Raw genomic sequence first — 19241 nt, forward strand, 5'->3', positions numbered from 1 at the left:
CGCGGTTGGTACGAGTCCTGACAGCACGGCCGGACGCCGCGGTGGCTCCGGAGCCGCAGTCGGTCGGCGAACTGGCGGACCGGCTTCAACGCCCGGCGTCGGTGGCGCTGGCCCTGCCCCGGCTCACGTTGCCCGAGCTTCAGGTGGCGGAGGCCGTCGCCGCACTGTCACCCGCCGCCCCGGACGTCCTGGCGGACGTCCTGGACGCGACGGACGGGGACCGCGCCCGCCGGTTGGACGCGGTGCTGGAGGCGCTGGCCGATCGCGCCCTGGTGTGGCCGGGGGACGACGGGCGGCTGCACACGGCGGCGCCGCTGCGGCGGGCGTGGGACTCGCCCCTGGGGCTGGACGCGCGACTGGCACAGCTGCTCGCGGACACGACCTCCGACGATCTGGGCCGCATGCTGACGGCCCTGCGCATCAGGCCGACGGGACGGAAACAGCAGCGGCTGGCGGCACTGATCGACCACCACAGCGATCCGGAGCGGGTCACCGCACTGGTGGCCAAGGCCCCCGCCGACACCCGGAAACTCCTTGAGCAGCGGGCGAGTCGGGCCCCGGAGCGCCCGGCCTTCATCGTGTTCGGGGCCCCGTCCGACTCCGCGCCGGGCGAGCGGTGGGCGCTGGAGCGCGGACTGCTGATCCGGGACCGACACCGGTACGGGCCCGCCCGCATTCCCGCCGAGGTGGCGCTCGCCCTGCGCGGCACCGGCTGGCACGCTCCGTTCACCCCCGCCCCGCCCGTCGTGCGGTCGGCGCCCGTCACCGGGTCGGAGATCGACCGGGAAGCCGCGGCCGCCGCCATGGCGTTCGCCGCCCACGCCTCCTCCGTCCTCACGGCGTGCGCCGCCGCTCCACCGGCCCGGCTCAAAGCCGGCGGGATCGGCGCCCGTGAGCTGTCCCGACTCGGCAAGGCCGCCCACTGCGAGGAGATCGTGGTGCGCGTCGTGCTGGAGGCGGCCGACGCGGCAGGACTGCTGGCCCGGGACGGGGACCGGGTCGCGGCGACCGAGGCCTACGACAGCTGGGCGGAGGAGGAACCGGCCCACCGGCTCGCCGTACTCCTCCGGGCCTGGTGGACACTGCCGCGAACCCCCGGCGGGAGCCGGGACGAGGACGGGAAGTCTCTGCCCGCCCTCGCCGGAACACCGCCCTGCGAAGGCTGTGTGCAGGGCCGGCACGGGCTGCTCGCGGCCGCGGCGAAGCTCCCGGCGGGCGAGGGCGCGACGGACCCGGCAGACCTGGGGGCGCTGATCGTGTGGCAGCGTCCACTTGTCGACGAACTCGCTCAGGACGCCACCCCGTTCGCCACCCTGATCCGCGAATCGGAGCTGCTCGGAGTGCTCGCCCTCGGGGCCCTGTCCCCGATCGGGGCGGCCCTGCTCGCCGATGACGCCGACGCGGTGGCCGCCGCCTGCCGGCAGCTGCTGCCCGCGTCCACGGGCACCGCCCGCTTCGGCAGCGATCTCACCGCCGTCGTCGCCGGCACGCCCTCGGCGTCCCTCGTCATGCTGCTGGACTCCGTCGCCGACCGGGAGACCTCCGGTGCGGCGTCCGTGTGGCGGTTCAGCCCCGGAAGCGTCCGCCGCGCACTCGACGCGGGCCGTACCCCCGAGGCGCTGACGGCCGACCTGGCCGCCGTCGCCGTCGCGCCGCTCCCCCAGCCGCTCTCGTACCTGATCCAGGACACCGCGCGCGGCCACGGCCGGGTGCGCGTCCTCTCCGCGGCCTGCGTGATCCACGGCGCGGAGCCCGCGCTACTCGCCGAGTTGGCCGCCCACCGCAAGCTCGCCCCGCTCGGCCTGCGGCTCCTGGCACCGACGGTGCTGGTGAGCCGGACACCGGCGGACAAGACGCTCGCGGCACTGCGGTCGGCGGGCTACGCCCCCGTCGCCGAGAAATCCGACGGGTCCGTCCGCATCGAGCGGGCCAAGCAGCACCGAGCGGCGGGCCCGGTCCCTGCCCCGCGCAGGGCCGGCAAGGAACAGCCCACGTTCGCCCGCGTCTCGAGCGCTCGGCCGGCCGCCGACCTGAGGGCCCTCGCCACCCGGCTGCAGGCGACCCCGCAGGAAGTCCCGGAGCCCGACCCCTGGGACGGGCGCCCCTACAACAGCGACACCGAGGAGATCATCGCGGGGACCGCACGCAACCTGTCCTTCACCGACGTCCGTCAGCTGGCCCACGCCGTCAACGAGGGGCAGACGATCACGATCGAGTACATCTCCGCCTCGGGCAGTGCGACCGTCCGCACCCTCAGCCGCCTCGAACTGGATGAGCCCTACCTCCACGCCTGGTGCCACCTGCGCGACGACGAGCGGATGTTCACCCTCTCCCGCATCCACGGGGTGATGCCCGCGTAGCCAGGAACGCCGCACGGAGCAGACACGGCACGGAGCCGGGGGCCCGCACCCCAGCTGTCCGCAGGGTGGGTGTCCGATTCGTTCAAGACCCGGCGGCCGGGAGCTGCCTAGCGTGGCGGCATGACCAGCACACCCGCACCGCAGTTCGCCTTCATCGGGCTCGCCGTATCCGACATGGGCGCCTCGGTCGCCTTCTACCGGCGGCTCGGCATCGAGTTCCCCGAGGGCGTCGAGCAGGCGCCGCACGTCGAGGCCGAGTTGCCCGGCGGGCTGCTCCTGGTGCTCGACGCCGAGTCCACCATCCTCTCGTTCCACCCGGCATGGCAACCGCCGGCCGGCGGTGGGCGCACCTCGCTGGCGTTCCGCTGCCAGGGCCCCGCGCACGTGGACGCGTTGTACGAGGAACTGACCGGTGCCGGGTACCACGGGGAGTTGAAGCCGTGGGACGCCTTCTGGGGCCAGCGGTACGCCGTGGTGCACGACCCGGACGGCAACGGAGTGGACCTGCTCGCGCCGCTGCCCTGACCGCCCGCTGACCGGCCGCCGAGCGAGCGGCGAACGACCGCTGGACGATCGTCGAGCCATCGCTGAGCCATCGCTGAGCGAGCGCCGAGCTATCGCTGGGAGGACAGCAGGGCGGTCACCGTCATGCCCGCCAACTCGCGTACGTCGCGCGCCAGATGAGCCTGGTCCGCGTAGCCCGTCCGAGCCGCCGTCTCGGCGAGCGGGACGCCGGAGCGGGCCAGCGCGAGGGCGCGCTGCATGCGCAGGATGCGGGCGAGCGTCTTGGGACCGTAGCCGAAGGCGGCGAGCGAGCGGCGGTGCAGCCGACGCGCGCCGAGGCCGACCGCCTCGGCCGTCGCCGCGACGGACCGGCCGGCCTCGAGCGCGGCGACCACCGCCCGGACCTGCGGGTCCTCGGGCTGCGCCGCGGCCGCCAGACGCAGGGCCAGGGCCTCCAACTCGGCGGCCGGGTCGGGTGCCGCGTCGATCCGTTCGGTGAGGCGCCGCACCTCGGCACCGGACCGCAGGTCGGCCAGGTCGACCCGGCGGTCCCGCAGCTCGTGCGCGGGGACACCGAGCAGCCCGGGGGCGGTGCCGGGACGGAAGCGCACGCCCACCCACGGGCCCGACAGCCCTGGTCCGGGACGGAAGGCCCGGGTGTCCGGGCCGGCGACGAGCAGCCGCCCCTCCGTCCACAGCAGGTCCATGCAGCCGTCGGGCAGCACGGGCAGCTCAGTCCCGGCCGCGCCGCCGCCCGTACGCCCGACGGCCCGCTTCGTCCACACGACCGCACCGGGCAGCCGGGACGCGCGCTCCACGTACTCGGAGGACATGGGGCGAAGGCTACGCGCCCGCGCCGGAGAGTGCCCCGGATGGCCGAGGCCGAACGCTGACGGCCCCCCGCCCCGGCCGCACGAGGCAGCCGGGGCCGGGGGCCGTCGGGCAGGGCCGTCAGAGCCATCGGGGCCGTCGGGCAGAGCAGCGGTTCAGCGGACCGTCTCGGCCGCCGGTGCCGACGCTTCCGCCGTCTCGGCCGGTGCCGACGCTTCCGCCGGTTCCGCCGTCTCGGCCGGCAACTCGTTGTCGACGGCCTTCGCGTCGCCCCCGCGCATCAGCACCAGGGTGAGCGCCGCGGCCGCCACGACCGCGATGCCGCCCACCGTGAAGGTGGTGGAGGTGGCGGTGTTGAACGCCTCGCGGGCGGCCGCGACCAGCCCGCCGTCCCCGGTGGGGCCCGCGACGGCGAGCGCCCCGGTGATGTCGTGGCGCGCTGCGGCGGGGGCGCTGTCGGGCATCGCGCCGGTGTAGGTGCTGGAGAGCACGGTGCCGAGGATGGCCACGCCTAGCGCGGCGCCCGACTGCTGGATGGTGTCGTTGAGCGCGGAGCCGACGCCCGCGTGCTCGCCGGGGATCGCGCCCATCAGGGCGTTGGCGGCGGCCGGCATGCCGAGGCCGGAGCCGACGCCCAGCACCAGCATGGCCAGGGCGACCTTGGTGAAGCCGTCGCCGACCGAGAGGGTGGCCAGCAGGCCGAAGCCGCCCGCGATGACCAGCATGCCGACGGCGGTCAGCACCCGCGCCGGGACCTTCTTGCCGAGCGCGGCGCCCACCCCGTTGAACACCAGCGAGGCGACGGCGAGCGGAATGAAGGCCAGGCCGGTGTCGGTGGGCGAGAACTCCAGGACGAACTGCAGGTACTGGGTGAGCACGAGCATCAGTCCGCCGGTGGCGAAGGTCAGCAGGACGAGCGAGAAGCTGGCGCCGGTGAACACCCGGTTGCGGAACAGCGTGAGCGGGACCATCGGCGAGTCGGTGCGGACCTGCCGGACGGCGAACCCGGTCAGCGCGGCCACGGCGACGGCGAGCGCACCGAGCGTTCCCGCGCTGGTGAAGCCGTCGCGGGGCAGCACGATGATCGACCAGACCAGCGCCGTCATGCCGACCATCGACAGCACCATGCCCGTCAGGTCGGGCCGACGCCACGGCCCCTTGGACTCCGGCATCAGCAGCACCGCCGCGAGGATCGCGACGGCCGCGATCGGCACGTTGAGCAGGAAGACCGCGCCCCACCAGAAGTACGCGATCAGCGCGCCGCCGAGCACGGGCCCGCCGACCAGGCCGACCATGGCCACCGCGGTCCAGGCGGCGATCGCCTTCGGCCGCTCGTCGTCGTCGAAGACGGTGATCAGGATGGAGAGCGTGCTCGGCATGACCAGCGCGCCGCCGACGCCCATCAGGACGCGTCCGGCGATCAGCTGGCCGGGGCTGTCGGCGACGGCCGCGACCAGTGAGGCGGCGCCGAACAACGCCAGTCCGACGATCATCACCTTCCGGCGCCCGAAGCGGTCGGAGAGGCTGCCCGAGGTGAGCAGCAGGCCGGCGAAGACCAGGATGTACGAGTCGATGATCCACTGGATGTCCTGCGCCCCGGCCTTGAGGTCCTCCGCGATCGGCGGGATGGACACCGTGAGCACCATGTTGTCGATCACCAGCACCAGGCTGCTGAGGCACAGCACGACCAGGATGAGCCAGCGTCGCGGATTCCGTTCCATCGCGTTCCCCCTTCGAACTTCTCGGGCCGCACGGGCCGCACGGGCCGCACGGCCGCTCTGGCCGCTGTGGCTTCTCGAAACCCGAGATCGGTAGTTGGCGCGGGCACACCGTCCGCCGTCCCCACGGATACGGTGTGCGCCGCTCCGAACACTGTACGGACGCCGCACACTGTTCGCAACGCCGTACACCGTTCGGAGCGGCTTATGCTGAACCCGACCGAGCCCGACGGGCGGCGGCGGTGATCACGAGTGACGAGGAGGGCCGGATGGCGGCCAAGCCGGAGGACGGTACATCGGGCATCCCGACGCTGTGGACCCGACCGCAGCGACCCCGCCGGGAGCAACCGGCCCTCAGCCGCGAGCAGATCGTGACCGAGGCCGTCGCCCTCCTGGACAGCGACGGCATCGAGGCGCTGAGCATGCGCAAGCTCGGCGCGCGCCTCAACGCCGGCGCCACCTCGCTGTACACCCACGTCACCAACAAGGACGAGCTGGTCGCACTCGCCGTCGACCACGTCTTCGCCGAACTCCCGCTGCCGGAGACGACCGGCCCCGAGGGCGGCGCGAGGGTCTGGCGCGCGGCCATCGAGGAGTGCGCCGAGGGCGTACGCGCGGTCATCCTGCGCCACCCCTGGATGGTCTCGGTGCTCGGCGACGTCGGGATGGTCTACTTCGGTCCCAGCTGGATGCGGCTCTCCGAGGCCTTCCTGACACTGCTGGAGACGTCCGGGCTCGAACTCGTCGACGCCAACGAGGCGATGGGCGTCGTCATCGGCTACACCATCGGGTCCGCCACCGTGGAGGCCGCCTGGCTGAGCGCGCTGGCCAAGCGCGGCCGGAAGGAGCAGGAGTGGATGGACCAGCTCCTGCCCGCCGTCATCGAGGCCACCAAGGACCACCCCCGGCTGAACCGGCTGTACACCACGCACGCGTACGAGGAGGTCGAGGGCGGCCGGGACTCCGCCTTCCTCAGCGGCGTCCGGCTGATCCTGGACGGGATCGAGGCCTCGTGGGCGGCCCGGTCCACCGACCGTCAGGGCTGAACACGCCTCCTTCTAGAGCTCGTTGAGAGCCTGCACCTCCGCGTACCCCGGCACCGGCCCCACCGGCTCGCCCGCGCGCACGGCGGCCGCCGTGGCCACCGCCGCCGCCAGCGCGGAGCGGTACAGCAGCGAGCCGAGGCTGACCCGGGCCACCCCGAGCGCGGCCAGCTCGGCGAGGCCCGGGCCGGTCGGCGTCCACAGGATGTTCAGCGGGACGGCGAGGGCGCCGACCACCCGGGCGATCGCCGCCGGTTCGGCCAGCCCGGGGACGAACACGCCGTCCGCGCCCGCCCGCTGGTAGGCCTCCAGCCGCCGGAGGGTCTCCGGCTCGGGGTCATCCTGCGCGGGGGCGGCCTGGGCGGGATCGGCCGGCGCGGGATCGTCCTGCACGGGGGCGTCCAGTGCGGGGGTGTCCTGCACGGGGGCAGACGGCGCGCACCAGTAGGTGTCGGTGCGGGCGTTCACGAACAGCTCCGGCACGGCCGCCTTCACCGCCGCGACCTTCGCCGCGTGGACGTCGACCGGCGCCAGCGTGCCGTCCGCCCGACCGTCCTCCAGGTTGATGCCGACCGCCCCCGCCTTCGCCAACTCGACGGCCAGTTCGGCGACTTCGTCCGGGTCGTCGCTGAAGCCGGACTCCGCATCGACACTGAGCAGGAAGCCGCCGCGCCCCAGCCGCCGCGCCAGCCGTACGGTCTCCGCGCGGGTCGCGGCCGCGCCGTCGGGCAGCCCGGCGGCGGCCGCCACGCCCAGGCTGGTGGTGCCGATCGCGGGGTGGCCGGCGGCGGCGAGGGCGACTGCCGAGGCGTGGTCCCAGGCATTGGGGAGCAGCAGCGGGCGGCCGGGGCGGTGGTGCAGGGCGGCGAACGGGGTCATGGCGCGGTCTCCGTGGTCCATGGGCTTTCCAGCGTTCTTCTGCTTCAACTGCCCGTACGGGCTTGGGTGTTCTGCCGGGCTTGGGTGTTCTGCCGGGCTCATGCGTCCTCCCGTGCCGCCGCCACCGCTTCCGGCCGCCGGAGGTCGCCCACCGAGTCCGCGTAGTACCCGGACCCCGCGACGTGGCGAACGATCCGCCGGAAGCTCCAGCCGGTACCCGGCGAGTCGTCCAGGGACGCGTCCGGCAGCGCGGCCACCCGGCGGGCCCAGATCCCGGCCAGCCGGGTGAGGCGGCTGCGAGCCTCGTCCAGGTCGGCGGCGGTGAACGGGGCGAGGTCGGCCGGGGTGGTGACGTTGGAGGCGTGCCAGTGGTCGGGCTCGGTCGGCTCGTCGGCCAGCCGGGCCTCCAACTCGGCGAGGTGGTCCAGGAGATGGTCGGTGACGCGGCGAACCGCCTTGTGTGGCGTATAGGTTCGGCCGTCGGCGTTGACGATCGGACGTCCGTCCCAGGCCGTCCAGGTGGCGGCCAGGGCGAGCACGTGGTCGACCATCTCCGGTACCAGTCCGGCAAGTTCGGCCTTGCCGACGCCACTCCGAGCCGCCGTTTCGGAGTCCACCGACGCCAGGTCGGCAGGATCGGAGGCCCCGGACAGGATGCCCGCCGCGATGACCAGCGCGTGCGAGCGCCCCGGGCAGATCCGGGGCAGCGCACCGAAGGTGAGTGCCACGCCGTCCGGCGCCTCCGGCTGCGCGGCCGCGATGTCCAGCACCACATGCGTCCCGGCCGGTACGGCGTGCCCGCCGACCTCGGTCGCCCGGGCGGCGAGGCGGCGCATCACCCGCACCGGCGGGTCCTCGCGCAGCGCGCCGGCCAGTCCGTCCGCATGCCGGCGGGCGCACTCGACCAGCTCGGCGGTGGCGTCGCAGGCCTGGACGAGCAGGCCGATCCGGTTCGCGGCCGTCTCCTCGTCCGGGTCGCCCATCGCGGGCAGCAGCCGGGCCACCGCCGCGTCCGCCGCCGGGTCGTCCGGCGTGTCCGCGAAGTACGACCGGGCGACCGTCGCGATGTCCCGCGCCACGGCCTCCGGGTCGGCCAGGCCGAGCGCCGCCGCCAGTACCCGGACCACCCGCAGCCGCACGTCGGGTTCGAAGCCGCCCGCGGCGGCCACCCGCAGCGCGACCGGGTCCAGCCGCTCCAGGTCGGCCAGCACCAGCGCCCGGCGCCGGGCATGCGGTTCGCCCGAGCTGAACCGGGCGACGGCGGCCCGCAGCCGGGCCACCCCGGCGGGCCCGCCCGGGGCGACGGGCGCAGCGGGCAGCGGGACCAGCGCCGGGTCGGCCAGGGCCGCCGTGACGTCGTGGTACCGGGAGAAGGTCATGGTTGCGGATGCCATGGTTGCGGAGCCGGAGATCACCGTCGGTTCGCTCATGCCGCCATCGTGGCCCCGGGTCGCTTCGGCCCCGGCCGAACTGTGCCGGAGCGACCATGGAGGCATGCCCCCGACTCCGTCGACCCACCCGACGCGCCCGACTCTCCAGCCCCGGCCGCCCCGGCATTCCGACCACGGCGGCACGGCGCTCGCCGCCCTCGCCGCCCTGCTCGCCGACCCCACCCGCGCGGCCTTCTGCTCCGCCCTGCTCGACGGCCGCGCCTGGACGGCCGGCGAGCTGGCCCGGCACGCGCGCGTCGCACCGTCCACGGCCAGCGAGCACCTGTCACGGCTGATCGCGGGCGGGCTGCTGGCCGAGGAACGCCAGGGCCGACACCGCTACGTCCGGCTGGCCTCGCCCGCCGTCGCCACGCTGCTCGAGGACCTCACGTCCTTCGCCGAGTCCGGCGGCAGCGGCACGTCCACACCCCGCAGCCTGGGCGAGGCCACCCGGCTGAGCGCCGAGGCCCGCGCCCGCACCTGCTACGACCACCTGGCCGGCCGCCTCGGCGTGGCCGTCGCCGACGCGCTGCTCGCCCGCGGCCTGGTCGCCGACGAGGCCGGGCTCGCCGTCACCGAACGCGGCCGGGACTGGCTGGCCGCACAGGCGATCGAGCTGCCGCCGCGCTCGGGCCGGCGCGGCGCTCGCCCGGTGGTGCGCAGTTGCCTGGACTGGACGGAGCGCCGCAGCCACCTCGGCGGGGCGCTGGGCGCGGCGCTCTTCCGGACCGCCCTGGACCGCGCCTGGGTGGAGCGGATCGGCTCGGGCCGGGCCCTGCGAGTCACCCCGGACGGCGGCCGGGCGCTGCGCGAACTCCTCGGCGTGGAAGCGCCCTGACGACGCCCGTTCCGCCCTCACGCGTGCCGTTCCGCCCTCACGCGTGCCGTTCCGCCCTCAGCCCATCGACTTCGCCCCGTCCAGCGACTCCCGGATGATGTCCGCGTGCCCGGCGTGCTGCGAGGTTTCGGCGATCAGGTGCAGCAGCACCCGCCGGGCCGACCAGGTCGCGCCCGGTTCGAACCACGGCGCCGGCGGCAACGGGTGGGCGAGGTCGAGGTCGGGCAGGGTCCGGACCAGCTCGTCCGTCGCGCGCGCCACCCGCTCGTACGCGTCGAGCAGCCCGGCCAGCGTCTCGCCGTCCGCCATCCGGAACTGGGCGGCCCACGCCCCGGCGCCGCCGTCCCCGCCCGGGTTCGCGTCCCCGCTCCGCATCGCCTCCGCGCCGCCGGTGATGAACCGCCCCCAGCGGGCCTCGACCGCCGCGACGTGCTTGATCAGGCCGCCGAGGCAGAGTTCGCTGACCGTGGTCCGCTCGGCCGCCTGCGCGTCGGTGAGGTCGCGGACAGTGCGCAGCAGCAGGCCGCGGTGCTTGTCGAGTGTCTCGACGAATTCCTCGCGCTCGCTCATCGGACGCGCCCCGGCAGGCACGCGCCCGACCACCGCTCGCCCGACAGCCGCTCGCCCGAGAACCCCTCCCCCGACAGCCACGCCCCCATCAGACGTCCACCGTGTTCGGCTGCTCGCCGACCGTCCGTCCGAGGTCGATGATCCCGAAGGCCGCGCCCTGCGGGTCGCCGACCGCCGCGAACCGCCCGAACGGGGTGTCCATCGGCCCGAAGTACACCTTGCCGCCGCGCGCCGTCAGCCGTTCGATCGCGGCGTCGGTGTTGTCCACGGCGAAGTAGACGCTGATGTACGAGGGTGCCTCGGGCGGCAGGAAGTCGCCCTCCGCCCCCATCCGGCCCAGCACCGGCCGGTCGCCGATCCGGAACATCCGGTAGTCGAACTCCTCGGAGTCCATCTTCTTCACGTCGTACGGGAAGACCGCCGGGAAGAAGGCGTCCGCCTTCGCCGGCTCGCGGGTCACCAGTTCGGCCCAGCTGTACGCACCGGGCTCGCCCTGCTTCTCGAAGCCCTCGTGGCGCCCGGCCTGCCAGACGCCGAACACGACGCCGCCCGGGTCCTTGGCGATCACCATCGTGCCGAAGTCGCCGACCTGCATCGGCCCCATGACCACCTCGCCGCCGTTGGCGCGGATCCGCGCGGCGGTGGCGCCGGCGTCCGGCGAGGCGAGGTACAGGCACCAGGCGGACTGCGCCTGCTGGCCGGGCATCGGTGGGACGACTGCGGCGACCGCCTTGCCGTCCGAGTACGCCTGCGTGTAGTTGCCGAACTCCGACGAACTCTCGCCGAAGGTCCAGCCCAGTACGTCCCCGTAGAAGTCCTTCGCGGCCTCCACGTCGGTGAACATCGCGTCGGCCCAACAGGGTGTGCCCTCAGGTAGCGCAGCCATCTCTCTGCCCTCGTGTGCGGCGAAGTGCGCACGCCGGAAGGCGCACGCCGGCCCCCGACTCGCCAGCCTAGCCACGACGCGGCGCACCCGCGCGGGATGGCCCGCACGGGTGCGCCGGGTGGTCACCTGTCGCGACGACCGCTCAGCCCTTCGACGCCGCCCAGCTCAGCGGCACCACCCCGCTCGGCACCGCCCCGCTCAGCGGCGGCCGCAGCGAGGTCGTGCCCAGTCCGGTCGGACCGAGCGGCACCACGCCGGTCACCCGAGAAAGATCCACGGCGGCCGAGCGCTCGGGGGCGTGCTCGGCCCCCGCCGAAGCGGCCCGGCGGGCGTCCGCCGCCATCGCCAGGTCCCGCTCGGCCCCGAAGTGCCGCTGCAGGTCCGCTTCGCGGTACCGGCGGCAGTCCTCGTGCCAGCGCAGGATGCCGGCGAGCCAGTTCTCCAGCTCCTTCACGTACCCGTCGAGGGTCTCCCGTGCCGCCGGTTCCAGCCCGAAGTCCTCGTACATGACCGGGAGTTCCTTCTGCGCCACATGCTGGAACTGGCTCAGCCGGGAGTGCATCAGGTCGTCGACGATCCGGACTGCCGACGGGTAGTCGCAGTTGAAGAAGTTCTGCACCACCAGGACGACGTTGTGCAGCTCGCCCTCGTACTCGACCTCCTTCTGGTACGAGAAGAGGTCGTTCATCATGGCCGCGTAGTCCATGGCGGAGTACTCCAGCGCACGCATCGAACCGTGCCGGTAGACCTCCGGCGGCACCGTCTGCCCGTGGCCGAGGCGGCAGAGGCTCGCGGTGAGGTCGGAGCCGAAGGTGGCGCGGCGCATCTCCAGGTAGTCGACCGGGTCCGGGATCCGGTGCTGGATCTGGTTGCCGAGCTCCCAGACCCAGCTCGCCGTCATGTCCTCGACGGTCTTGCGGAACCGTCCCCTGGCCTCGACGGTCATCGGACCGGCGGTGCGCTCCCAGATGTCGGCGAGGCCGCGCTCCAGCGCGTTGGCCGGCTCGGGTGCGGGGCTGCCGTCCACCGGCATGAACAGCGTCAGCCGCTCGTTGGCGCGCTTGGCGCCGGCGAGGTCACGGGTGCGGCCGAAGACCACCGGGTAGTAGTCGTCCGCCCAGGTGCCCCAGGCCAACCAGGCCGAGTCGATGTCGAGTTGCTCGGCGGTGGCGTCCGGGTGGATGCCGGCCGCGCAGAGCGGGAGGTCGTAGTCGCGCATCGACTCGGCGTCCCAGATGCCGGATCCGGGGACGGCCGGGTCGGCTTCCAGGAGTCCCATCCGCTCGGCCCACTCGAGGACCCGCTCCCGGGCGCCGTCCAGGTGCGGGCTCAGCGACAGCGCGAACGGCAGCCTGAACTCCGGCAGCCGGGACGGACCGACGGCCTGGAACGGCACGTGCCCGTGTGAACGCGCCCGCCGCTCGGCCGGACCGGCCCCGCCCGTGACCGCGGCCTTCACCGCCTGCTCGGCCTCGCCTGCGGTCGCCCGCGCGGCGCCGCTGCGCAGGATGTCCAGCGCCGAGGTACCGATGCCGCCGATCGCGTACGGGTCCCACCAGCTACCGGTGCCCGGCAGCCCCGGCAGCGCGCCGCCCGCCCCGGGCGCCACCTCGCCGCCCGAATCCGCCGACTCCCCAGCGCCGTTCATGTACCGGCTGGAACGCATGTGCCACTCGTGCCCGCCGGACTGCCAGTCCTGCAGGCCCTTGACGTACGCCATGACCTTCGCTCGGCCCTCCGGGCCGATCCCGGTCTCCGCGAACAGCACCGGCAGTTCGGTGAACACGGTGTTCTCGAACTGCTGGAGCCGCGAGGTGAGCAGGTCGTTGACCGCCTCGGCGGCCTCCTGGGTGGTGCATTCCAGGAAGCGTTCCAGCACCAGGATGCCGTTGCTCAGTTCGCCCTCGTCCTCCACCTCCCGCTGGTACGAGAAGATGTCGTTGCGCAGGTGCACGCCGTCGGAGAAGGCGTCCATCAGCACCCGCAGCGCGCGTGAGCCCGACACCTCTTCCGGTACCTCGGCGGCAGCGGCGTACTCGACCAGCTGGGCGGACCACGGCGCACCGCCGACCTTGCGGCGCATCTCGATGTACTCGACCGGGTTGGCCACCCGGCCCGCGTTGATGTTGGCGAGCTCCCAGAGCGACTCGTTCAGCAGGTTGCGGGTGCTCTCGGCGAACCGGATCCGCCAGTCCTCGCCCATCACCGGAACGGTGCGCCGCCAGAGGTCGGCCAGACCCGCCTCGACCGGGTTCTCCGGCTCGGGTGTGGGGGTGGCCGGGTCGGCCGGCATGAACAGCGGCAGCCGGTCCAGGTGCGCCTTGCCCGCCTCCCGGTCGTTGGTGCGCTTGAACATGTCGAGGAAGTGGTCGTCGAAGAAGAAGACCCAGACGTACCAGTCGGTGACCAGCGACAGCGCCTCGGCGGAGGCGTCGGGGTGGGTGTAGGCGCAGAGCAGGCCGTAGTCGTGGGCCTCCAGGTCGGCCTGTTCCCAGACGCCGGAACCCTCCAACATGCCCATCTCCCGGGCCCAGTCGGTGGAATGGGCCCGCGCGTCGTCCAGGTGGGGATTGAGGCGTGCCGGGTGCGGCACGTAGAAGGACGGCAGTTCGAACGGCTGGGTCACGGCGGGCGAGCCTTTCTGGACGCGTCGATTGGACCAAGAATGACCCGCGACCCGGACTCCACACCGGCACAACAGGAACAGTCATATGAGATGACCAAACTGCTCGAACTCCCGCTCGGACGACCGCCCGAGCAAGCGACCAGCCCTGCATCGTACGTACGGCCCCGCCCCACCACCCCTCCCACCCCCACCAGAACCACCCATCCGGCCGAGCGCACCCCCACCCCCACGCGCACCCCAGCCCCCGCGCACCACCCGCACAACACCCGTTTCCGCCGCGAAGGCCCAACTCCACGGGGGCGGACCGCGATCGGTCCGCCCCCGTCGGATGGCCCTCGGACCAGTCCCCTCGGGCCGGTCCCCCTCAGGCCGCCAGCCGCAGGACCAGCGCCGCCACGACCGGGGCGACGTAGAGCAGGGGGGCGGGGAGGTGGGTGTAGGCCCGGGCGCGGACGACGGTGACGACGGCGCCGAGGAAGTAGAGGATCACGCCGACCGCGGCCGCGTAGCCGATGGCCGGGACGGCGAGGCCGACCAGGAGGCCGAGGGCGCCGGCCGCCTTGGCGACGCCGAGCCAGGTCCACCAGGCGCGCGGGACGCCGTAGTCGGCGAGGGGCTTGACGACGTACTCGGAGCCGACGAAGACCGAGTAGGCCGAGAAGCCGACCATGAGGGCGCCGAGGACGGTGACGATGGTGTAGGCGACGGACATTGAAGTGCTCCCCACTCGGTGGCGATTCGGTTCGACACCCCTCTGACCCGGCGCCCCCGGCGGATGTGACAGGCGCGGGCAAAAAATATTCCGCGCCCCCTCCGGCGACCCCAACAACCGCTCCGCCAACGAACAATGCAGGCATGGCAAGGCTTGGAACACCAAGACTTCCCCTGGTACGGGCGTGTTGACCGCCTCGGTCAACCCCGCGTCCACCAGACTGGGCGCCGACCCGACGTCAACTCCGAGGAGGGCAAGCCCATGAACGCCACCGTTCGGCTCGCACAGCAGCCCGAGGCCGACGAACTGCTCGGGCGGAGTGCGCTCGCCGCGCTCGTCGGCATGCTGCTCGACCAACAGGTGCCGATGGAGTGGGCGTTCACCGGCCCGCTGACCATCGCCCAGCGCCTCGGCCGGGACGACCTGGACGCCCACGAGATCGCCACCTACAACCCGGAGGAGTTCGTCGCGCTCCTCTCCGCGAAACCCGCCGTCCACCGCTACCCCGCCGCGATGGCCAAACGGGTGCAGCAGCTCTGCCAGTTCCTCGTCGCGCAGTACGACGGCGACGCCGCCGCGCTGTGGAAGAACGTCCGCACCGGCAAGGAGCTGCTGAGCCGCCTCAACGCCCTGCCCGGCTTCGGCAAGCAGAAGTCGCAGATCTTCCTCGCCCTGCTCGGCAAGCAGTACGGCGTACGGCCCGAGGGCTGGCGCGACGCGGCCGGCGCGTACGGCGAGGAGGGTGCGCACCGCTCGGTCGCCGACATCACCGGCCCCGAATCTCTCACCCTGGTACGGGAGTTCAAGCAGGAGGTGAAGCGAGCCGCGAAGGAGGCCAAGGCCGCCGCCAAACCGCGCACCACCACCCGGACGACGGCCGCGCCGACTCCGACCGGCGCGCACTGAAAACCGGTTGCCCCGCCCCGCCCCAGCGGGCGACGCTCCCGGCATGACCGCAACCGCCCCGACGCCGCCGAGTGTGTCCGCCCTGTTCGCCCCCGACGGGCGCCTGATCACCGTCCCCCGCAAGGCAGCCCGCCGGGAGCAGCTCCTGGCCCACCTCGCCGACACCCTGCTCGAAGCCGGCCGGGGCTACACCGAGGCCGAGGTCAACGCCGTGCTGCACACCGTGCACGACGACGCCCCCGCCCTGCGCCGCGCCCTGGTCGAGGCCGGCCACCTCGCCCGCCCCCGGGACGGCAGCAGCTACCGGCTGGTTTCGGAGCGCCGGTAAGCGTACCGCCCCCGGATCCGCCGGACGAAGTACCGCCCGTGGCTGTCGGCGGCCAGCAGCTCGCGGTGCACCCGGGCCGGTACGCCCGCGTACACGTACACCCGCCCGCCGGTGAACTCGAGCTCCAGCAGCCGCGCGGCCGGGTCGTACCCGACCGAGCGCAGCACCGAGGAGTCCACCGCCGTACGGTCCATCGCCCTCCCAGTGTGCGACGAGGGCCCCGGTCGCGCGGCGCGACCGGGGCCCTCACAACGGGTGCGTCCCGTCAGACCAGAGCGGCCTCCCGCTCCACCACGTCCTCGGCGGCCGCACCGACGGCCTTGCGCCGCCGCGGCAGCGCGAACATCAGCAGGAACACCACCAGCAGCACCCCCGCGACCCACCACAGCGCGTGCACGAAGGCCCCGCCGAACGCCGTCCCGACCGCCTCCGGCGCGACCACATCGTCCATCGCCCCGAAGAAGGCCACCGAGATCAGGCCGAGCCCGAGCGCGTTCCCCACCTGCTGCACGGTGTTGATCAGTCCGGAGGCCGAACCGGCGTGCTCGCGCGGCACCTCCGCCAGCACCGCGTCCGTGATCGGCGCGACGATCAGCCCCATGCCCAGGCCCATCACCACCAGTGGCAGCGCCATCTGCCAGGGCGAGATCGCCGTCCCGTACCGGTCGGCCTCCCAGATGTACGTGAGCACACCCGCCGCCATCACCAGCGCGCCCGCCTGCAGCACCTTCCGTCCGAACCGCGGCACCAGCTTCTGCACCGACAGCCCGGCCGCCGTGGAGACCGCGATCGAGAACGGGATGCCGGTCGCACCGGCCTTGAGCGGGCTCCAGCCCAGGCCGATCTGCATGTAGAGCGTCCAGACCAGGAAGAAGATGCCCAGTGCCACACCGAAGGCCAGCTGCACGCAGATCCCGGCCGCGAAGGACTTCACCCGGAACAGCGTGAGCTCCACGAGCGGCGAGCCGTCCCGCCGCGTCTTGACCTTCTCGTACGCCACGAACAGCGCGAACACCGGCAGGCTCCCGGCCATCGACAGGTATCCCCAGAGCGGCCAGCCGGCCTCCCGCCCGTGGGTCAGCGGGTAGATCAGCATCAGCAGGCCCAGGCTGGCCAGCACCACGCCCACCAGGTCGAGCTTCAGGGCCTGGTCGGCCTTCGACTCGTCGATGAAGCGGCGGCCGAGCAGCAGTCCGGCGATGCCGACCGGCAGGTTGATCAGGAAGATCGGCCGCCAGGCCAGGCCGAACAGGTCCCCCTCCGTCAGCAGCGCACCGATCATCGGACCGGAGACGGCGCCCAGTCCGACCACCGCGCCGAACATGCCGAACACCTTGCCGCGCTCCTCCGCCGGGAAGGTCGCGTGGATGATCGACAGCACCTGCGGCACCATCAGGGCCGCCGTCCCGCCCTGCAGCAGCCGGGTCGCGATCAGCATCTCCGGCCCGGCGGCCAGCCCGCAGAGCGCGGACGCCAGGGTGAAGCCGCCGATCCCGATCAGGAACACCCGCTTGCGGCCGTGGATGTCACCCAGCCGCCCGCCGGTGATCAGCCCGATCGCGAAGGCCAGCGCGTACCCGCCGGTGACCCACTGCACGGCGCTGAAGGAGGCGCCGGTGTCCGCCTGGATGCTGGGGATGGCGATGTTGACGATGGTGACGTCCACCAGGTCCATGAAGGAGGCCACCATCACGATCGCCAGCGCGATCCACCTCCGCCGGTCGGCTCCCGCCACGCTCATTCCGTACTCCTCGACTTCTCGCACGTCCCCAACGCCCCGCACTTCTCGCACGTCCCGTACGTCCCGTACTTCTCGCTCATCTCGACCTCCACGACAGTACGGGCCATGTAGGTCAGATCCTGTCCCAGTTCATCCGGCATGCTGGAGGGCATGAGCGACACCCCGGCCCGGCTGCTGAACCTGCTGTCCCTGCTCCAGACCCCGCGCGAGTGGCCCGGCAGCGAGCTCGCCGAGCGGCTCGACGTCAGCCCCCGGACGATCCGGCGCGACATCGACCGGCTGCGCGACCTCGGCTACCCGGTGCAGGCCACCATGGGCGCGGTCGGCGGCTACCGGCTGGTCGCGGGCACGGCGATGCCGCCGCTGCTACTCGACGACGAGGAGGCGGTGGCCATCGCGGTCGGGCTGCGGGCGGCCGCCGGGCACGCGGTCGTCGGCATCGAGGAGGCCTCGGTCCGGGCGCTCGGCAAACTGCTCCAGGTGCTGCCGAGCCGGCTGCGGCACCGGGTCGGCACGCTCAACACCGCGACCGTGCCGCTGCTCACTGGGGACGGCCCGACGGTCGACCCGGAGGACCTCACCGTGCTCGCCGGCGCCGTCACCAACCACGAACGCCTGCGCTTCGCCTACCGTGCCCGCGACGGCGCCGAGACCCGCCGGCACGTCGAGCCCGAGCGCCTGGTCTCCACCGGGCGCCGCTGGTACCTGGTCGGCTTCGACCTGGACCGCGACGACTGGCGGCTGTTCCGCGTCGACCGGCTGAGCGGCCCCCTCGCCACCGGCGCCCGCTTCACCCCGCGCCCGTTGCCCGCCGAGAACGCCGCGGTGTTCGTGGCGAGCAAGCTGCGCCGCCGGACGCACGCCCACACCATGGTCGCCACCGTGCACCGCCCCGCCGCCGAGGTCGACAACTGGATGCCCTGGACCGGCGACTACGAGGTCGAGCCGATCGACGACCACAGCTGCCGCCTGACCTCCCGCGCGGAGTCCCTCAAGTGGCTGGCAAGCGGACTGCTGCTGCTCGACTGCGACTTCGAGGTGCACGAGCCCCCGGAGCTGCGCGACCACCTGCGCACGGTCGCCACCCGCGCCGGCCGGGCCGCGGGAGGGGCGGGCTAGGCCGGGGCCGGACCGTTGCGCGCCCATCCGTCCGTCAGCTCCTCGGCTCGACGGCCGGCTCCCCGTCCGGGTCGACCGGGCAGGTCAGGGCCCGGCGGCCGGCCCGCCACTCGGCCTCGGGCAGCCGCCGGACCTCGACCGGACGATCGGCCGGCGGCCATGCTCAGACCCCGTACTCACCGGTCAGCAGCGCCCGGCCGAGGGTGTGGAAGGTGATGTGGAAGCCGACCTGCGCCGGCGGGGTGTCGGCGGCGACGTCCAGCTTCTCCACGTCCAGGGCGTGCACGGCGAAGACGTAGCGGTGCGGGGCACCGGGCGGCGGGGCGGCACCGTCGTACTTGTTGCCCGGGAAGTCGTTGCGGCCGTGGAAGGAGGCCGCGCCGGGCAGGCTGCCGTCCGAGGCGCCGGCGCCGCGCGGCAGTTCGGCGGTGTCGGCGGGCAGGTTGAGGGCGAGCCAGTGCCACCAGCCGGAGCCGGTGGGCGCGTCGGGGTCGTAGCAGGTGACGGCGATGCTCCGGGTGCCCGCCGGCAGGCCCGACCAGGCCAGCTGCGGCGAGAGGTTGCCGCCGGCGTGGATGAACTCCCGGGCCAGCGTGCCGCCTTCGGTGAAGTCCTGACTGCTCAGTCCGAAGGACGGTACCTGCGGCAGGAACTCGTACGGCAGCGGCGGGCGCTTGCTCATGGGGTGGTCACCTCTCACGATCGGAATGACACGAGTCACTGTAATGGGGTGCACGTCCGATCCGGCCG

The 19241-nt window shown here is 73.6% G+C and carries 17 protein-coding genes and 1 pseudogene; 7 read left to right on the plus strand and 11 right to left on the minus strand.

Features of this window, described 5'->3' with window-relative positions; translation table 11 throughout:
* Window positions 1-41: 41 nt before the first annotated feature.
* Together ACZ52R_RS01480 and ACZ52R_RS01485 are read left to right on the plus strand one after the other, a co-directional pair.
* Entirely contained in the window at window positions 42-2360 is a 2319-nt protein-coding gene (locus ACZ52R_RS01480; protein WP_465752463.1) for a helicase-associated domain-containing protein, read from the plus strand.
* A gap of 120 nt (window positions 2361-2480) precedes the next feature.
* Window positions 2481-2885 carry a VOC family protein gene (locus ACZ52R_RS01485; protein WP_465752465.1) on the plus strand — a complete coding sequence of 135 codons (405 nt, stop codon included), beginning with the start codon at window positions 2481-2483 and terminating at the stop codon, window positions 2883-2885.
* A gap of 89 nt (window positions 2886-2974) precedes the next feature.
* On the opposite strand, the gene ACZ52R_RS01490 is transcribed toward ACZ52R_RS01485, so the two are convergent.
* Window positions 2975-3697, minus strand: a complete 723-nt coding sequence (locus ACZ52R_RS01490) for a helix-turn-helix domain-containing protein (RefSeq protein ID WP_465752466.1) — start codon at window positions 3695-3697, stop codon at window positions 2975-2977.
* Between the two features lie 153 nt (window positions 3698-3850).
* A complete protein-coding gene (locus ACZ52R_RS01495; protein WP_465752468.1) occupies window positions 3851-5416 on the minus strand; it encodes an MFS transporter in 1566 nt (521 codons plus the stop codon).
* 266 nt (window positions 5417-5682) lie between these two features.
* On the opposite strand from ACZ52R_RS01495, the gene ACZ52R_RS01500 reads away from it, so the two are divergent.
* Entirely contained in the window at window positions 5683-6459 is a 777-nt protein-coding gene (locus ACZ52R_RS01500; protein WP_465622378.1) for a TetR/AcrR family transcriptional regulator, read from the plus strand.
* 12 nt (window positions 6460-6471) lie between these two features.
* Here the strand turns inward: ACZ52R_RS01500 and ACZ52R_RS01505 are convergent.
* Both ACZ52R_RS01505 and ACZ52R_RS01510 read right to left on the minus strand, forming a co-directional pair.
* A pseudogene (locus ACZ52R_RS01505) lies at window positions 6472-7341 on the minus strand (isocitrate lyase/PEP mutase family protein); the annotation flags it as partial.
* 92 nt (window positions 7342-7433) lie between these two features.
* On the minus strand, window positions 7434-8765 hold the full coding sequence (locus ACZ52R_RS01510) for a cytochrome P450 family protein (protein ID WP_465622377.1): 1332 nt from the start codon (window positions 8763-8765) through the stop codon (window positions 7434-7436).
* Between the two features lie 64 nt (window positions 8766-8829).
* Between ACZ52R_RS01510 and ACZ52R_RS01515 the strand changes: the two genes are divergently transcribed.
* Complete coding sequence (locus ACZ52R_RS01515; protein WP_465752470.1) at window positions 8830-9603, plus strand: ArsR/SmtB family transcription factor; 774 nt, start codon at window positions 8830-8832, stop codon at window positions 9601-9603.
* Window positions 9604-9660: 57 nt separating this feature from the next.
* Here ACZ52R_RS01515 and ACZ52R_RS01520 read toward each other — a convergent pair whose 3' ends face one another.
* The 4 genes from ACZ52R_RS01520 to ACZ52R_RS01535 form a co-directional block, all read right to left on the minus strand.
* On the minus strand, window positions 9661-10173 hold the full coding sequence (locus tag ACZ52R_RS01520; protein ID WP_465622374.1) for a DinB family protein: 513 nt from the start codon (window positions 10171-10173) through the stop codon (window positions 9661-9663).
* Between the two features lie 88 nt (window positions 10174-10261).
* On the minus strand, window positions 10262-11059 hold the full coding sequence (locus ACZ52R_RS01525; protein WP_465752472.1) for a VOC family protein: 798 nt from the start codon (window positions 11057-11059) through the stop codon (window positions 10262-10264).
* A 142-nt stretch (window positions 11060-11201) separates the two neighbouring features.
* Window positions 11202-13685 carry a terpene synthase family protein gene (locus ACZ52R_RS01530; protein ID WP_465752474.1) on the minus strand — a complete coding sequence of 828 codons (2484 nt, stop codon included), beginning with the start codon at window positions 13683-13685 and terminating at the stop codon, window positions 11202-11204.
* Window positions 13686-14049: 364 nt separating this feature from the next.
* Window positions 14050-14397, minus strand: a complete 348-nt coding sequence (locus ACZ52R_RS01535) for a DoxX family protein (protein WP_465622370.1) — start codon at window positions 14395-14397, stop codon at window positions 14050-14052.
* 261 nt (window positions 14398-14658) lie between these two features.
* Here ACZ52R_RS01535 and ACZ52R_RS01540 point away from each other — a divergent pair, with 261 nt between their 5' ends.
* Together ACZ52R_RS01540 and ACZ52R_RS01545 are read left to right on the plus strand one after the other, a co-directional pair.
* On the plus strand, window positions 14659-15303 hold the full coding sequence (locus ACZ52R_RS01540; protein ID WP_465661468.1) for an HhH-GPD-type base excision DNA repair protein: 645 nt from the start codon (window positions 14659-14661) through the stop codon (window positions 15301-15303).
* A gap of 43 nt (window positions 15304-15346) precedes the next feature.
* Window positions 15347-15631: a DUF2087 domain-containing protein gene (locus ACZ52R_RS01545; protein ID WP_465622367.1), complete on the plus strand. Its 285-nt coding sequence runs from the start codon at window positions 15347-15349 to the stop codon at window positions 15629-15631.
* Here ACZ52R_RS01545 and ACZ52R_RS01550 read toward each other — a convergent pair.
* Together ACZ52R_RS01550 and ACZ52R_RS01555 are read right to left on the minus strand one after the other, a co-directional pair.
* Entirely contained in the window at window positions 15604-15825 is a 222-nt protein-coding gene (locus ACZ52R_RS01550) for a KTSC domain-containing protein (protein WP_465622366.1), read from the minus strand. The two genes, ACZ52R_RS01545 and ACZ52R_RS01550, sit on opposite strands and share 28 nt — an antisense overlap.
* A 71-nt stretch (window positions 15826-15896) precedes the next feature.
* Entirely contained in the window at window positions 15897-17372 is a 1476-nt protein-coding gene (locus ACZ52R_RS01555; RefSeq protein WP_465661470.1) for an MFS transporter, read from the minus strand.
* Window positions 17373-17522: 150 nt separating this feature from the next.
* On the opposite strand from ACZ52R_RS01555, the gene ACZ52R_RS01560 reads away from it, so the two are divergent.
* Window positions 17523-18491, plus strand: a complete 969-nt coding sequence (locus tag ACZ52R_RS01560; protein WP_360496439.1) for a helix-turn-helix transcriptional regulator — start codon at window positions 17523-17525, stop codon at window positions 18489-18491.
* Window positions 18492-18654: 163 nt separating this feature from the next.
* Here the strand turns inward: ACZ52R_RS01560 and ACZ52R_RS01565 are convergent, their stop codons facing one another.
* Complete coding sequence (locus ACZ52R_RS01565) at window positions 18655-19173, minus strand: YbhB/YbcL family Raf kinase inhibitor-like protein (RefSeq protein WP_465752476.1); 519 nt, start codon at window positions 19171-19173, stop codon at window positions 18655-18657.
* Window positions 19174-19241 lie beyond the last annotated feature (68 nt).

It is taken from the genome of Kitasatospora sp. NPDC034023 (assembly GCF_055575795.1).

Coding starts and splice junctions, on each gene's coding strand:
- ACZ52R_RS01520 (WP_465622374.1), bottom strand. CDS start 10,173: ATGAGCGAGCGCGAGGAATTCGTCGAGACACTCGACAAGCACCGCGGC.
- ACZ52R_RS01535 (WP_465622370.1), bottom strand. CDS start 14,397: ATGTCCGTCGCCTACACCATCGTCACCGTCCTCGGCGCCCTCATGGTC.
- ACZ52R_RS01565 (WP_465752476.1), bottom strand. CDS start 19,173: ATGAGCAAGCGCCCGCCGCTGCCGTACGAGTTCCTGCCGCAGGTACCG.
- ACZ52R_RS01545 (WP_465622367.1), top strand. CDS start 15,347: ATGACCGCAACCGCCCCGACGCCGCCGAGTGTGTCCGCCCTGTTCGCC.
- ACZ52R_RS01555 (WP_465661470.1), bottom strand. CDS start 17,372: ATGAGCGTGGCGGGAGCCGACCGGCGGAGGTGGATCGCGCTGGCGATC.
- ACZ52R_RS01515 (WP_465752470.1), top strand. CDS start 8,830: ATGCCCCCGACTCCGTCGACCCACCCGACGCGCCCGACTCTCCAGCCC.
- ACZ52R_RS01500 (WP_465622378.1), top strand. CDS start 5,683: ATGGCGGCCAAGCCGGAGGACGGTACATCGGGCATCCCGACGCTGTGG.
- ACZ52R_RS01525 (WP_465752472.1), bottom strand. CDS start 11,059: ATGGCTGCGCTACCTGAGGGCACACCCTGTTGGGCCGACGCGATGTTC.
- ACZ52R_RS01550 (WP_465622366.1), bottom strand. CDS start 15,825: ATGGACCGTACGGCGGTGGACTCCTCGGTGCTGCGCTCGGTCGGGTAC.
- ACZ52R_RS01540 (WP_465661468.1), top strand. CDS start 14,659: ATGAACGCCACCGTTCGGCTCGCACAGCAGCCCGAGGCCGACGAACTG.
- ACZ52R_RS01495 (WP_465752468.1), bottom strand. CDS start 5,416: ATGGAACGGAATCCGCGACGCTGGCTCATCCTGGTCGTGCTGTGCCTC.
- ACZ52R_RS01490 (WP_465752466.1), bottom strand. CDS start 3,697: ATGTCCTCCGAGTACGTGGAGCGCGCGTCCCGGCTGCCCGGTGCGGTC.
- ACZ52R_RS01485 (WP_465752465.1), top strand. CDS start 2,481: ATGACCAGCACACCCGCACCGCAGTTCGCCTTCATCGGGCTCGCCGTA.
- ACZ52R_RS01560 (WP_360496439.1), top strand. CDS start 17,523: ATGAGCGACACCCCGGCCCGGCTGCTGAACCTGCTGTCCCTGCTCCAG.
- ACZ52R_RS01510 (WP_465622377.1), bottom strand. CDS start 8,765: ATGAGCGAACCGACGGTGATCTCCGGCTCCGCAACCATGGCATCCGCA.